Consider the following 12952-nt stretch of genomic DNA (forward strand, 5'->3'; position numbering starts at 1 on the left):
TGAAAAATAGTCTCTAAATTAAGCGCGAGCCTTCGCGATGTATCCGAGAGCCTCCTGACACTTGGCTGTGATGGCAGCCCAGTCGCCAGCAGCAACAGTCTCCTTAGGGAAGAGCTTAGAGCCCATACCTACACAGAGAACGCCAGCCTTGATCCAAGGAGTAAGATTCTCCTCTGTTGGCTCTACCGCACCTGTTACCATGATGTTGCTCCAACGCAAAGGTGCCATTACGTTCTTGACGAATGAAGGACCGCCTACGTTACCTGCTGGGAATACCTTGGTTACGTCGCAACCGGCAGCCTGAGCATTATTTATTTCAGTTACAGAACCGCAACCTGGTGAATAAGGAACCAAACGACGGTTGCAAACTGGAGCAATCTCTGGGTTGAAGTTAGGACCTACGATGAAGTTAGCGCCGAGCTGGAGATACAGAGAAGCTGTACCGGCATCAACAACTGTACCTGCACCCAAGATCATCTCAGGACAAGCCTTGTCGGCCCACTTTACCAACTCTCCGAAAATCTCGTGAGCGAAGTCACCACGGTTAGTAAACTCGAAAACACGTACGCCACCCTCGTAACAAGCCTTGATGACGTTCTTGCAGATTTCAACATCCTTATTGAAGAAAACAGGTACCATACCAGTCTCTTTCATGGCTGCCATAACCTGCATTTTGCTAAACTTTGCCATTATCTTATATGAATTAATAATGAATAGTTTATAGTTTATAAGAGCTACGCCGTAAGCAAGACTGCCTATAAACTATCAACTATCAACTATAAACTTTAAACTATAATTATCTCTGAACTCGACCATTAGCGTTACCTCCAGCCAGGCTCTCTACCTCGTCAACAGATACCAGGTTGAAGTCGCCAGGGATAGTATGCTTCAAAGCAGAAGCAGCTACTGCAAACTCAAGAGCCTCGCCCTGAGTCTCCTTAGTAAGAAGACCGTGGATCAGACCACCAGAGAAAGAGTCGCCACCACCAACGCGGTCGATGATAGGGTTGATGTCGTAGTGCTTGCTCTGATAGAACTCCTTACCATCATAGATAAGAGCCTTCCAGCCGTTATGTGTAGCAGAGAGAGATTCGCGGAGAGTAGAAACAACATACTTGAATCCGAACTCCTTCATCATGCCCTTGAAGATTCCGTAGTAACCCTCAGCATCAGTCTTACCGCCCTCTACGTCAGCATCTGGCTTGAAGCCCAGGCAGAGCTGAGCATCTTCCTCATTACCGATACAAACATCAACATACTTCATCAGAGGACGCATAACAGAGATAGCCTTCTCTGAAGTCCAGAGCTTCTTGCGGAAGTTGAGGTCAACAGAAACAGTTACGCCGTGACGCTTAGCAGCCTCACAAGCCAACTTGGTAAGCTCAGCAGCCTTGTCGCTAATAGCTGGAGTAATACCGCTCCAATGGAACCACTGGGCACCCTCCATAATCTTGTCGAAATCGAAATCAGATGGGTCAGCCTCAGCAATTGCGCTGTGTGCACGGTCGTAGATTACCTTGGATGGGCGCATAGAAGCACCAGTCTCGGCATAGTAGAGACCTACGCGGTCGCCACCACGAGCGATGAACTCTGTGTTAACGCCGTAACGACGGAGACCGTTGACAGCAATCTGACCGATCTCGTGCTTAGGGAGCTTAGATACGAAGTAAGCATCATGACCATAGTTAGCCAAGCTTACAGCTACGTTAGCCTCACCACCACCAGGGATGATGCGAAGTGATTCACTCTGAATGAAACGATCATTGCCTTCTGGTGATAAACGAAGCATGATCTCGCCTAATGTTACAATTTTTGCCATGTTTGATAGTTTTAATTTTTTTGTTTTTATTTTGTTTGTTATGAGTAACAAATTAAATTCCACTTTTCAGTAGAGAAATGAAGTTCAATTATCAGTTGTCGTTCAATTTCGAGGGCAAAAATAACCATAATTTCTCGAATAACGAAATAAAATCGCATTTTTTTTTGTTTTTCGTGCAAAAAAGTTGCTGTGTCTTCGCACAATTCAAAAAAATGTTGTATATTTGCGGCAAAATTCGTACTTGTGGTCGCACACAACAGAATTGCTTAATACTAATTGTGGTCTGTGCACAGCTAGGAAGTACCTGCGACGTTTTATCTATCGTAGCCCCCAGGAGAGGCTCCTTATATAATAAGTACACGCGAGGCAACCAGACCCGTAATGCTAAAAAACAATGGCCGAAAAAATCAGAATCAAGGATATTGCCGAGAGAGCTGGCGTATCCGTTGGAACCGTAGACCGAGTTCTGCACGACCGTCCTAACGTGTCGAAAACTGCACGCGACAAGGTCGAGAAAGCCCTCAAGGAAATGAATTACCAGCCTAATGTGTACGCCAGCGCTCTGGCTTACAACAAATCCTATACCTTCTACCTGCTGATTCCGAAACACGAATCGGAGGCTTACTGGGAGGAGATAGAGGAAGGCGCAAGAAAATGTGAAGATACCCGACGTGACTTCCATATCGATGTAGAGATTCGTTTCTATGAGCGTTCCAGCGAGGAATCGTTCCGCGAAGAAGGCAACAAGATTCTTGAGGCCAGTCCGGAAGGAGTCATAGTGGTGCCTTCATCGCTCGATGTAACCCGCGAGTTTACCGAGGCGTTGCACCACAAAAGCATCCCATTCATCCTGCTCGACTCCTACATGCCCGATCTGCGTCCGCTCTCTTTCTTCGGCCAGGATTCGTTCTGTTCCGGTTTCTTCGCAGCCAAGATGCTGATGATGCTTGCAGCAAAGGAAGATGAAATCCTGCTCATGAGGCAGACCAAAGACGGAAGAGTGGTCAGCAAGCAGCAGGACAACCGAGAGGTAGGATTCCGCCATTACATGCACGACCACTTCCCTAACGTGAAGATTACCTTGCTCGACCTGCCGTTGAGCGGCACACGTGCTGAATTCGTCAAAATGCTGGAGAAGTTCTTTGCCGTGCATCCGAACATCCACCATTGCATCACCATGACTTCGAAGGCGCACATCGTGGGCGACTTCCTGCTGAAGACCAACCGCCGCGACGTTCAGATCATGGGCTATGATATGGTAGAGAAAAACGCCCGCTGTCTGCGCGAAGGAAGCATTTCCTTCCTCATCGCCCAGCACGCCTACATGCAGGGTTACTCCTGCGTAGACACGCTCTTCCAGGCCATCGTGCTGAAGAAGAAAGTTACGCCGGTAAACTATATGCCTATCGAGCTGCTGATGAAGGAAAACGTAGATTTCTATCGCAGAACCCAGCTCTAAGGCTATCGGGCAGAACAGGGTTTCCGCATGGAAGAATATTCTTACAGGAACATTATAAATTATAAACAATAAATAAAAAACAGACTACGTATGGAACAATCAAGTTTTATCAAGATTAACCCTGCCGACTCGGTAGTGGTTTGCTTGCGCCCTATGAAGAAGGGTGAAACGATTGAAGTAGATGGCAAGACCATCACATTATTGCAGGATACTCCTGCAGGACACAAGGTGCTCATCAACGATGCTGCCGAGGGTACAGATATCCTGAAGTATGGCTACCCTATCGGTCATGCAAAGACCGGTCTCAAGGCGGGCGAATGGGTAAACGAGAACAACCTCAAGACCAATCTTGCCGGTACGCTCGAATATACCTATAACCCGGTTAACGAGCAGCTGAACATCGCTAAGGAAAACCGCACCTTCATGGGCTACGTTCGCAAGAATGGCGAAGTAGGCGTAAGAAACGAAGTATGGGTAGTTCCTACCGTGGGCTGCGTTAACGGCGTGGCTGAGAAACTGGTAGAACTCCTCAAGAAAGAAACAGGCTGCGAAGGCATCGACGCCATCCACGCATGGCACCACAACTTCGGTTGCTCACAGCTCTCGGGCGACCATGAGAATACCCGCAAGGTGCTTCGCGATATCTGTCTGCATCCAAACGCAGGTGCCGTGCTCGTTCTCTCTCTCGGCTGCGAGAACAACCAGCCAGATGATTTCATGAAGATGCTCGGTGACTATGATCACGACCGCATCAAACTTCTTGTAACACAGAAGGTTGAAGGCGATGAGCTAGAGGAAGGTATGAAGATTCTGCGCAACCTCTATGCCCAGGCTAAGGAAGACAAGCGCGAGGAAGTTCCGGTAAGCAAACTGCGCGTAGGTTTGAAGTGTGGCGGTTCTGACGGCTTCAGCGGAATTACAGCCAACCCGTTGGTAGGTGAATTCAGCGACTGGCTCGTAGCTCAGGGCGGTACAAGCATCCTGACAGAGGTACCGGAAATGTTTGGCGCAGAAACCATTCTGATGAACCGTTGCGAAAATAAGGAACTCTTCGACAAGACCGTTCACCTGATTAACGACTTCAAGGAGTACTTCCTGAGCCATGGTGAACCAGTTGGCGAGAACCCTTCTCCAGGTAACAAGGCAGGTGGTATCTCAACCCTCGAAGATAAGGCTTTGGGTTGTACCCAGAAGTGCGGTCGTGCTCCGGTAAGCGGCGTGCTCCAGTATGGCGACCGTCTGGAGACAACCGGTTTGAACCTGCTTTCAGCTCCGGGTAACGACCTTGTAGCAGCCACAGCTCTGGCTTCAGCAGGTTGCCAGCTCGTTCTCTTCACCACAGGTCGCGGAACCCCATTCGGAACCTTCGTGCCAACGATGAAGATTTCTACCAACAGCAATCTGGCAAAGAACAAGCCAAACTGGATTGACTTCAACGCCGGCGCTCTGGTAGAAGGTGTAGAAATGAAAGACTTGGTAAGCAAGTTTATTGATAAGATTATAGCCGTAGCAAGTGGCGAGGAGGCTCGCAACGAGTATAATGGCTATCGTGAAATCTCCATCTTCAAGAATGGAGTAACTCTTTAATTAAGAAGAAAAAAGAAGTATGAGTAATAAAAAAGGTTTGCTGGCGTTGTCGCCATTATTTTTGCTGATTGTCCTCATCGTGGCTTTTACCGTATATTCGGTAGACAGCAGCCATCAGGACACCAGCCTCTCGCTCACAGTAGCGTTCATGATTTCGAGCATTTATGCCGTGGCTATTTCCGGCGGAATGCCTGTCAGGAAACGAGTGGACACATACAGCAAGGGTGCCGGCGCCAACAACCTGATGCTCATGCTCTGGATTTACGTGCTGGCTGGCTCGTTTGCCGCATCAGCCAAGGCGATGGGAGCCGTTGATGCAACCGTCAACCTGGCGCTCAGCATCCTGCCAGCCAGCATGATTCTGCCAGGACTCTTTCTGGCTGCCTGCTTTATCTCCGTATCTATCGGAACAAGTGTGGGAACCGTAGTGGCTCTGGTTCCAATAGCCGCCGGACTGGCCCACTCGATGGATGCTAACGTAGGCATGATGACCGCCATCATCGTAGGTGGCGCTTATTTCGGCGACAACCTCTCGTTCATCTCCGATACGACTGTTGTTGCTACGCAGACGCAGAACTGTAAGATGAGTGATAAGTTCAAGGTCAACTCCATGATTGTGGTTCCGGCCGCCGTACTCGTACTCATCGCCTATTCTGTCATGGGAGTCGGTCTTCAGGCCCCAACCCACATCAACGAGGTAGAATACATGAAAGTATTGCCTTACCTCACCGTCCTCGTTACCGCTATTGCCGGCATGAATGTAATGGCTGTTCTCACTCTGGGCACCCTACTCTGTGGCGCCATCGGCATAGGCAGTCATCTTCTGGGTGCCTCCGGAAGCTACGACCTCTTTGGCTGGTTCTCAGCCATGGGCAACGGCATTATCGGCATGGGCGAACTCATTATCATCGCCATGATGGCAGGTGGTATGCTCGAAATCATCCGCGAAAACGGCGGAATCGATTTCATCATCAACAAGATTACAGCCCACGTAAACAGCAAGCGTGGAGCCGAACTTTCTATCGCCGCCCTCGTTTCGATGGTAAACATCTGTACGGCAAATAATACGGTAGCGATTCTGACAGTAGGAAATATTTCGAAAAAGATAGGCGACCGGTTTGGCGTAGACAACCGCAAGGCAGCCAGCATTCTCGACACCTTCTCATGCATGGTTCAGGGATTGATTCCTTATGGCGTGCAGATGCTCCTGGCAGCCGGTCTGGCCAATCTCAGTCCGATGGACATTCTTCCTTATCTCTACTATCCGCTGGCGATAGGTGTGGCAGCCCTGCTGGCCATCCTCTTGCGCTATCCTAAGAGATACAGTTAGGAAGACTTCTCAAAATCAGAGGAGGGTCTCCTTCTGCGTTAGAGATTTCTTGACAGGAAGAACAAAACTTTATTATTGACTATTAATAAGAACAAGGCATATGAATTTTCTTCAGCGCAACCTTTTTACTAAGCTCCGTGCCGACAACTTCGGCATCAAGGAAGAAATGGAACCGATGACTACCTTTAAGAAGAAAAAGATAGCTCAGATGCTCAAGAATGTGAATGATGTTCCTGCCGGAGAGGTGAAGATGAACAACAGTTTTCTGAACCGACGGCTCAACAAGATTCAGGAAGATGAACGCCACGCCATCGATACCTCTATAGAGACCATTTATCTGCTGCGCATCATCGTGGCAAACGTAAATGGAATGCTGGCTAACGGAATCAATCTCAGAGGAATCATCCAGTTGGGAGACTACCTGAGAACCCGAGGCGACAAGGTAGATTTCGTGAAACTGGAGAAGTGGCTTGCCAAGCTCCGCATCCAGCGCATCGCCCAGCTGGAAGGAAGCGTGCTCATCACCTTCTTCGATTTTGAGCAGGACGAAATCCCGTTCGTTCATCACATAGAAAGAGGCGCCTACAAGCTGACGCTCCGTTCGCTCTACTATAATATCATGGACCAGCAGGCCATTCAGTTTGAGCAGACCAGCAGCGGCTTTGTACGCACCACGGGTGGAACCATGCGCAAGAATCTGCGCCGCAGCATGCGCTATCTGCAATACGCTCCGATAGAAACCATGAGCAATTTCATGAACAATTTCTTCCGGTCATTATCTGAGATTGAAGAGTAAATTTCAGTAAGGATTGAAGGGGTTAATCTGGGATTCATCAGGACGAAGAGTAAAATATCTATAAAATTAATCTCTTAGTAGTACGATTTTCATCTGATTTTCGTATCTTTGCATCTATGAAAAAGTTATTTATCTCTATTATAGCATCCATTATTGCCTTGGGAGCCCATGCCCAGGTGCAATGCGAAGACACTTGTCGGCACGTTCACGGCATCGACTTGAGTCATTATCAGGGCAACGTGTTCTGGGAAACCGTGGGCGACAACTCTAAGATGGCTTACGTTTATCTGAAAGCTACCGAGGGAGGAACCAACATCGACAGCAAATACAAGAAGAATATCGACCTGGCTCATCGCTACGGAATGAAAGTAGGTTCTTATCATTTCTACAGACCCCGCATCCCACAGCAGACGCAGCTGGAAAATTTCATGGCCCAATGCCGTCCGGGAGATCAGGACCTCTTGCCTATGATTGATGTGGAGACGAAAAGCGGCATGAATACAGAAGAATTCTGCGATTCGCTCTTTAAGTTTCTGCATCTCGTAGAGAAAGCATACAAGCAGAAACCCCTCATCTATACGGGAGCCAATTTCTATGACAACTATCTTCTGGGCAAGCTCGACAGCTACAAGCTGATGATTGCCCAGTATACGAAGCGCATCCCTGTATTGCGCGATGGTAGAGATTTCGAAATGTGGCAATATACGGGTAAGGGCAGACTCAACGGAATAAACGGCTATGTTGACAAAAGCCGTTTCATGGGGCGCCACAAGCTCAGAGAAATCAGATTCAGACATCGATAGTACTTTAAACCTTGAACTTGGAACTTGATGATTAGCTTCAAGGTAAAGAGTGGATAAGGTCTGGAAGTAGAGAAGCATGAATTATATAAGTAAATTAATAAACACAAAATAGAATTATGGCAATTATAAAATGTCCGGAATGCGGACGCCAAATTAGCGATAAAGCACCTACCTGCCCTAGTTGCGGAGTAGAAATAGCAGGCAAAATTACCAAATGCCCAAATTGTGGCGAGATTTATTTCAGCAACCTGGAAATGTGTCCTAACTGCCATGAGCTGAATCCTTCGCTCACAAGAATGACGCCTCCGACAGGAATGAGCCAGCAGACTCCTGCCAGCCAGGCTTCTATGGCTCAGCAGCAAGAAGCAGAAAACGCAGCCAGACAGAATGCAATCAGACAAGAAGAAATCCGCCGTCAGGACGCTCTCAGACAGGACGCTCTCAGGCAGCAGGCTCGTCCTCAGACACCTGTCAGAACAACAACACCTCCTACTCCACCCGTTCCTCCGGTTCGCCCACAGCAATCTAATTCTCAGAACGGCGGAAACGGCGAGGGAACCCAGGAAAAGAAAAAAAGCAACCGTGGCGTCATCATCATCTCTCTGATTTTCGCCTTCCTCGTTTGTGGCATTTTCTACTATTTCTATGATAGTGCCAATAAGAATAAGGAACTGGAAGCTTACGAGTATGCGATGCAGAGTAGCGACCCGATGGTTCTGCAGAGTTACCTAGATACTTACAAAGATGCTGACGAGGCGCATCGTGATTCCATCATGGCTCACCTCGAACTTCTGAAACAGACCGATCAGGACTGGACCAACGCCGTAGTAAGCGGTTCGAAAGAGGCCCTGCAGGCTTATCTCGACAAATACCCAGACAGTCCGCACAAGCAGGAGGTTTTGAACAAGATAGATTCCATCGACTGGAATGTGGCCAAGAATGCTGATAATGTGGAAGCTTATCAGGCTTATCTAGCCGCTCATGCTAACGGTTCGCATATCGAAGAGGCTGAGAATGCGATGAAGAAAGCCAAGAGCAGAGATTTGCAGCCAGAAGAGAAAGATATGGTAAGCAGTCTGTTCCGCCATTTCTTCCAAAGCATCAATACCCGCGATGCTGATGGTTTGCAGGCTTCATGCGAGGACATTCTCTCTTCGCTTCTGGGTAAGAATTCTGCTACCAAGGCAGATGTTGTTACCTTTATGAATAAGCTTTATAAGGAAGATGTGACCAACCTGAACTGGTTCCTCACAAACGATTATAAGATTAAGAAGCGCGAGGTGGGTGACGAAGATTATGAATATCAGGTTCAGTTCTCAGCACGTGAGGAAGTTCAGCTTACCGACGGTACTAAGAAAACCAACCATTTCAAAATCAACGCAACCGTTTCGCCAGACGGCAAGGTTTCTGCGTTCAACATGTCGAAGATTAATGCCGCAGAATAGAATAAAAAACGCCCTGCAAGATCAGGAACATCATTTCTGAATGTTCCCTTCTTGCAGGGCGTTTCTTTTTACCTTCATGTTTCGGGAAAGGTCTCATGTCCGAGAACCCGTTCCCTTCTTTTAGAAATTACTTTGCATCCTTCATCTGACGGAGCAAATCTTTCTGCTTATCATTCAACCCGGTTGGCAACTTCACGTTGTAAGTAATCATCAGGTCGCCAAAGGTTCCGTCACCTCGGTCGTATCCTTTTCCGCGAACACGAACCTTCGTGCCATTCTGCGTTTCCGGCTTAATCTTCAGTTTGATTTTAGAACCATTACTCAATTTAATGATTCCTTCGCCGCCCAGCAGAGCCGTATAAAGGTCGATATTCACATTCATGTTCATTTCGCCGTTATTGGCACGACCATTCTGGCCGCAACCGCCGCCACAACCACCAGTACCGAAATCAGCACCAGCTCCGTAGCCAGCCCCATTAAAGCCGCTACCATAACCGTCAGAACCATTAAAACCGCCAAAATTGCCGGAACCGAATCCATCAGCAGACTGCTGGCTTCTGCCACGACCTCCGAAGAGATTTTCGAAGAAGCTGGAGAAACCTCCGCCTCCGCCAAACTGGCTGAAGTCGAAACCCTCGAATGGATTTCCACCGGCTCCACCATAGCTTCCGGAACCGCCTGCGCCACCAGCTCCGCCGAAACCGCCGAATGCATCAGCATTCTTCCATTGTTCGCCATACTGGTCGTATTTAGCACGCTTATCTGGGTCAGAAATCACCTCATACGCCTCGTTCAGCGCCTGGAACTTAGCCTTCGCCTTCGGGTCGTTAGGGTGCAAATCTGGGTGAAACTGTTTTGCACGTTTACGATACGCAGCTCTCACATCCTTCTGCGGAATGTTCTTGTCTACGCCGAGAATCTTGTAATAATCAACAAATGCCATATTATAAAACCTCCTATTTTTTAGTTTTTAAAAAATATCCAACAAAAAGTATGCCTATTTAAGTTCTTTTTTGTACTTTTGCAGAGAAAATAAGAAACAGAGCTCAACTGATGGGCTTTCATTACTCAAAAGATATACATTAATTAATATGAAACAATTATTTGCTGCGCTTCTTCTGGCGCTAACTTTCAATTCACAAGCGATGGCACAACAACGTACCGTAAAACTGAGAGTGATAGAGACAAGCGATGTGCACGGCTCTTTCTTCCCTTACGATTTCATCAACCGTAAGCCAAAAGCAGGAACCTTGGCGCGCGTTTCTTCCTACGTCAATAATTTGCGAAAAGACTACAAGGATAACCTCATCCTCTTGGAAAATGGCGATATTCTGCAGGGACAGCCTACCTGTTATTATTATAATTATGTAAACACAGAGGCTAGAAACGTGGCTGCCGATGTGGTCAACTACATGAAGTATGATGCGCAAGTGTTTGGCAATCATGATGTTGAAACGGGTCATCCAGTTTACGACAAATGGATAAAAGAACTCAACTGCCCAGTTCTTGGTTCCAACATCATCAGCACTTCTACAGGCGAGCCATACGTTAAGCCTTATCTCATCCTGAACCGCGAAGGCGTGAAGGTGGCTGTCTTGGGAATGATTACTCCTGCCATTCCAAACTGGCTCACGGAGAATCTCTGGAGCGGACTGAAATTTGAAAATATGGTAACAAACGCCCGCAAATGGGTGAAGTATCTCCAGGAAAATGAAAAACCGGATGTTATCATCGGCCTCTTCCACAGCGGAAAAGACGGAGGCATTCAGACTGCCGAATATGATGAAGACGCCTCTATCAAGGTGGCAAAAGAAGTGCCGGGCTTCGACCTCATTCTCTTCGGCCACGACCATACGCGCGACAACGAAACCGTAACCAATACTGATGGAAAGCAGGTGGTTTGCCTGGATCCTGCCAACAACGCCATTAGCGTGGCTGATGCTGAAATAACCCTCACCCTCAACAAGAAAAAGGTGAACGGAAAGAAGCAGCTGGTAGTAACTGACAAAAAGGTGACAGGCAAGATTGTGGATGTGACAGATTGTCCTATCGACGAGGATTTCATGAAGACTTTCGAACCTCAGATTGCAGAAGTAAAGAAATATGTGGGCAAGCAGATTGGCAACTTCAAGACTACCATCTACAGCCGCGACCAGTTCTTCGGCAGTTCTGCCTTCAACGATTTCATCCTCAACCTCCAGTTGCAGATTACAAAAGCCGACATTTCGTTCAACGCTCCCCTTCAGTTCAACGCGGTTCTGAAAGCCGGCCCAATCTACGTGAGCGACATGTTCAATCTCTATAAATATGAGAACCAGCTCTACGTAATGCGCATGACGGGCGAAGAAATCAGAAAGCATCTGGAAATGAGTTACGACCTCTGGGTGAACACCATGAAGAGCCCGGACGACCATCTCCTGCTGCTCGATGAGAAGACCGTTGGCGACCAGCAACGCCTCGGTTTCAAGAATCTCTCGTTCAACTTTGATAGTGCTGCGGGAATCGATTACGAAGTTGACGTAACGAAGCCAGATGGCGAGAAGGTGAAGATTCTACGCATGAGCAACGGCGAACCTTTCGATGAGAAAAAATGGTACAAGGTAGCCGTTAACAGCTATCGTGGAAATGGCGGCGGCGAACTCCTTACCAAGGGTGCCGGAATCCCGAAAGACAGTCTTGACAGCCGAATCATCTACCGCAGCAAGCTCGACCAGCGCTACTATCTGATGGAAGAAATTGAAAAGATGGGAACGGTTGATGCAAAACCAAACAACAACTGGAAGTTTGTGCCGGAAGCATGGACCAAGCCTGCTGCCCAGCGCGATTTCGAATTGCTGTTCGGTAAGAAGAAATAGCACCTCGAAACGCTTCTGGAAAAGCATATTAAAAAGTTCAAAGTAAATAAGTTCAAAATAAAGAATGAAGTATTGGTTTATATTTTGCAAGACTGATCTCTTGCTCGAAAAGAAAGAAGACGGAACCTATACGATTCCTTGTTCAGAAGAGAGTCCAATCCCAACAAAGCCTTGGACTCACATTCTCAACATTACTCCGATGGAAGACGGAACAGAGGTGAAGACCTTCACCATTTCTGAGCCCGTTACCGGCAATCCGAAGTACGAAATGTGCGGCTTGCGCCCTAGTTTCTACAAACTCTCTCCTGCCCTTTACCAGAAAGCAGGAAAGTGTCAGGAACTCAACTATTGGAATATGAATACCCAATTCTGCGGCGTGTGCGGAGCTCCGATGAAAATGGCAACCGACATCAGTAAGAAATGTACAGAATGCGGCAAACAGGTCTGGCCTTCGCTTGCCACAGCCATCATCGTTCTGATTAAGAAAGATGATCAGGTTTTGCTGGTACACGCTCGCAATTTCAAGGGAAATTTCGACAGTCTCGTGGCTGGTTTCGTAGAGACTGGCGAGAATCTGGAAGAGGCGGTTCATCGTGAAGTAATGGAAGAAACCGGTCTGACTATCAAGAACTTGAAATATTTCGGCTCCCAGCCTTGGCCTTATCCAAGCGGTCTGATGATTGGCTTCTCGGCAGAATATGTAGATGGAGAAATTCATCTTCAGAAGGAAGAACTCTCTCGTGGTAAATGGTTCACGAAAGAGAATCTCCCTATTCTCCCAGAGAAACTTTCCATCGCCCGAAAACTCATCGACGCCTGGCTGGCGGACAAACTCTAATAATGAGGACAAACTCTAAA

Annotated in this window: 11 protein-coding genes; 8 read left to right on the forward strand and 3 right to left on the reverse strand. The window is 47.6% G+C overall.

Translation table 11 applies throughout. The annotated features are described in order from the left end of the window. Positions 1 to 18: 18 nt before the first annotated feature. Entirely contained in the window at positions 19 to 690 is a 672-nt protein-coding gene (locus ONT19_RS04435) for a bifunctional 4-hydroxy-2-oxoglutarate aldolase/2-dehydro-3-deoxy-phosphogluconate aldolase (RefSeq protein WP_022121226.1), read from the reverse strand. A gap of 106 nt (positions 691 to 796) precedes the next feature. Then, positions 797 to 1819 (reverse strand): PfkB family carbohydrate kinase, encoded by a 1023-nt coding sequence (locus ONT19_RS04440; protein ID WP_203052902.1) that lies wholly within the window; start codon positions 1817 to 1819, stop codon positions 797 to 799. 394 nt (positions 1820 to 2213) lie between these two features. On the opposite strand from ONT19_RS04440, the gene ONT19_RS04445 reads away from it, so the two are divergent. The 6 genes from ONT19_RS04445 to ONT19_RS04470 all read left to right on the forward strand — a co-directional run bounded on the left by ONT19_RS04445 (position 2214) and on the right by ONT19_RS04470 (position 9239). Continuing rightward, positions 2214 to 3278, forward strand: coding sequence for a LacI family DNA-binding transcriptional regulator (locus ONT19_RS04445; protein ID WP_117694166.1), 1065 nt, complete (start codon positions 2214 to 2216; stop codon positions 3276 to 3278). Between the two features lie 90 nt (positions 3279 to 3368). Next, the gene (locus ONT19_RS04450) at positions 3369 to 4865 is read left to right on the forward strand and encodes a UxaA family hydrolase (RefSeq protein ID WP_153085917.1); all 1497 of its coding nucleotides are present in this window, start codon (positions 3369 to 3371) and stop codon (positions 4863 to 4865) included. Positions 4866 to 4884: 19 nt separating this feature from the next. Further along, entirely contained in the window at positions 4885 to 6195 is a 1311-nt protein-coding gene (locus tag ONT19_RS04455) for a Na+/H+ antiporter NhaC family protein (RefSeq protein WP_006846596.1), read from the forward strand. A gap of 100 nt (positions 6196 to 6295) precedes the next feature. Next, positions 6296 to 6991 (forward strand): hypothetical protein, encoded by a 696-nt coding sequence (locus ONT19_RS04460; RefSeq protein ID WP_117694176.1) that lies wholly within the window; start codon positions 6296 to 6298, stop codon positions 6989 to 6991. 116 nt (positions 6992 to 7107) lie between these two features. Continuing rightward, positions 7108 to 7794: a glycoside hydrolase family 25 protein gene (locus ONT19_RS04465; protein WP_117694179.1), complete on the forward strand. Its 687-nt coding sequence runs from the start codon at positions 7108 to 7110 to the stop codon at positions 7792 to 7794. A gap of 116 nt (positions 7795 to 7910) precedes the next feature. Further along, on the forward strand, positions 7911 to 9239 hold the full coding sequence (locus tag ONT19_RS04470) for a zinc ribbon domain-containing protein (protein WP_264952191.1): 1329 nt from the start codon (positions 7911 to 7913) through the stop codon (positions 9237 to 9239). Positions 9240 to 9366: 127 nt separating this feature from the next. Here ONT19_RS04470 and ONT19_RS04475 read toward each other — a convergent pair whose 3' ends face one another. Then, positions 9367 to 10182 carry a J domain-containing protein gene (locus tag ONT19_RS04475; RefSeq protein WP_254970787.1) on the reverse strand — a complete coding sequence of 272 codons (816 nt, stop codon included), beginning with the start codon at positions 10180 to 10182 and terminating at the stop codon, positions 9367 to 9369. A 148-nt stretch (positions 10183 to 10330) separates the two neighbouring features. Between ONT19_RS04475 and ONT19_RS04480 the strand changes: the two genes are divergently transcribed. Together ONT19_RS04480 and nudC are read left to right on the forward strand one after the other, a co-directional pair. Beyond that, positions 10331 to 12094, forward strand: a complete 1764-nt coding sequence (locus ONT19_RS04480) for a bifunctional metallophosphatase/5'-nucleotidase (RefSeq protein WP_117727802.1) — start codon at positions 10331 to 10333, stop codon at positions 12092 to 12094. A gap of 64 nt (positions 12095 to 12158) precedes the next feature. Continuing rightward, positions 12159 to 12932, forward strand: a complete 774-nt coding sequence (nudC, locus tag ONT19_RS04485; RefSeq protein ID WP_264952190.1) for an NAD(+) diphosphatase — start codon at positions 12159 to 12161, stop codon at positions 12930 to 12932. Positions 12933 to 12952: the final 20 nt, after the last annotated feature.

It is taken from the genome of Segatella copri, from assembly GCF_026015625.1.
Taxonomy (GTDB): domain Bacteria; phylum Bacteroidota; class Bacteroidia; order Bacteroidales; family Bacteroidaceae; genus Prevotella; species Prevotella copri_H.

What these genes read in the sequence shown, in the direction of transcription:
- ONT19_RS04450 (WP_153085917.1), top strand. Translation starts at nt 3,369, where the DNA reads ATGGAACAATCAAGTTTTATCAAGATTAACCCTGCCGACTCGGTAGTG.
- ONT19_RS04435 (WP_022121226.1), bottom strand. Translation starts at nt 690, where the DNA reads ATGGCAAAGTTTAGCAAAATGCAGGTTATGGCAGCCATGAAAGAGACT.
- nudC (WP_264952190.1), top strand. Translation starts at nt 12,159, where the DNA reads ATGAAGTATTGGTTTATATTTTGCAAGACTGATCTCTTGCTCGAAAAG.
- ONT19_RS04460 (WP_117694176.1), top strand. Translation starts at nt 6,296, where the DNA reads ATGAATTTTCTTCAGCGCAACCTTTTTACTAAGCTCCGTGCCGACAAC.
- ONT19_RS04470 (WP_264952191.1), top strand. Translation starts at nt 7,911, where the DNA reads ATGGCAATTATAAAATGTCCGGAATGCGGACGCCAAATTAGCGATAAA.
- ONT19_RS04445 (WP_117694166.1), top strand. Translation starts at nt 2,214, where the DNA reads ATGGCCGAAAAAATCAGAATCAAGGATATTGCCGAGAGAGCTGGCGTA.
- ONT19_RS04480 (WP_117727802.1), top strand. Translation starts at nt 10,331, where the DNA reads ATGAAACAATTATTTGCTGCGCTTCTTCTGGCGCTAACTTTCAATTCA.
- ONT19_RS04475 (WP_254970787.1), bottom strand. Translation starts at nt 10,182, where the DNA reads ATGGCATTTGTTGATTATTACAAGATTCTCGGCGTAGACAAGAACATT.
- ONT19_RS04455 (WP_006846596.1), top strand. Translation starts at nt 4,885, where the DNA reads ATGAGTAATAAAAAAGGTTTGCTGGCGTTGTCGCCATTATTTTTGCTG.
- ONT19_RS04440 (WP_203052902.1), bottom strand. Translation starts at nt 1,819, where the DNA reads ATGGCAAAAATTGTAACATTAGGCGAGATCATGCTTCGTTTATCACCA.
- ONT19_RS04465 (WP_117694179.1), top strand. Translation starts at nt 7,108, where the DNA reads ATGAAAAAGTTATTTATCTCTATTATAGCATCCATTATTGCCTTGGGA.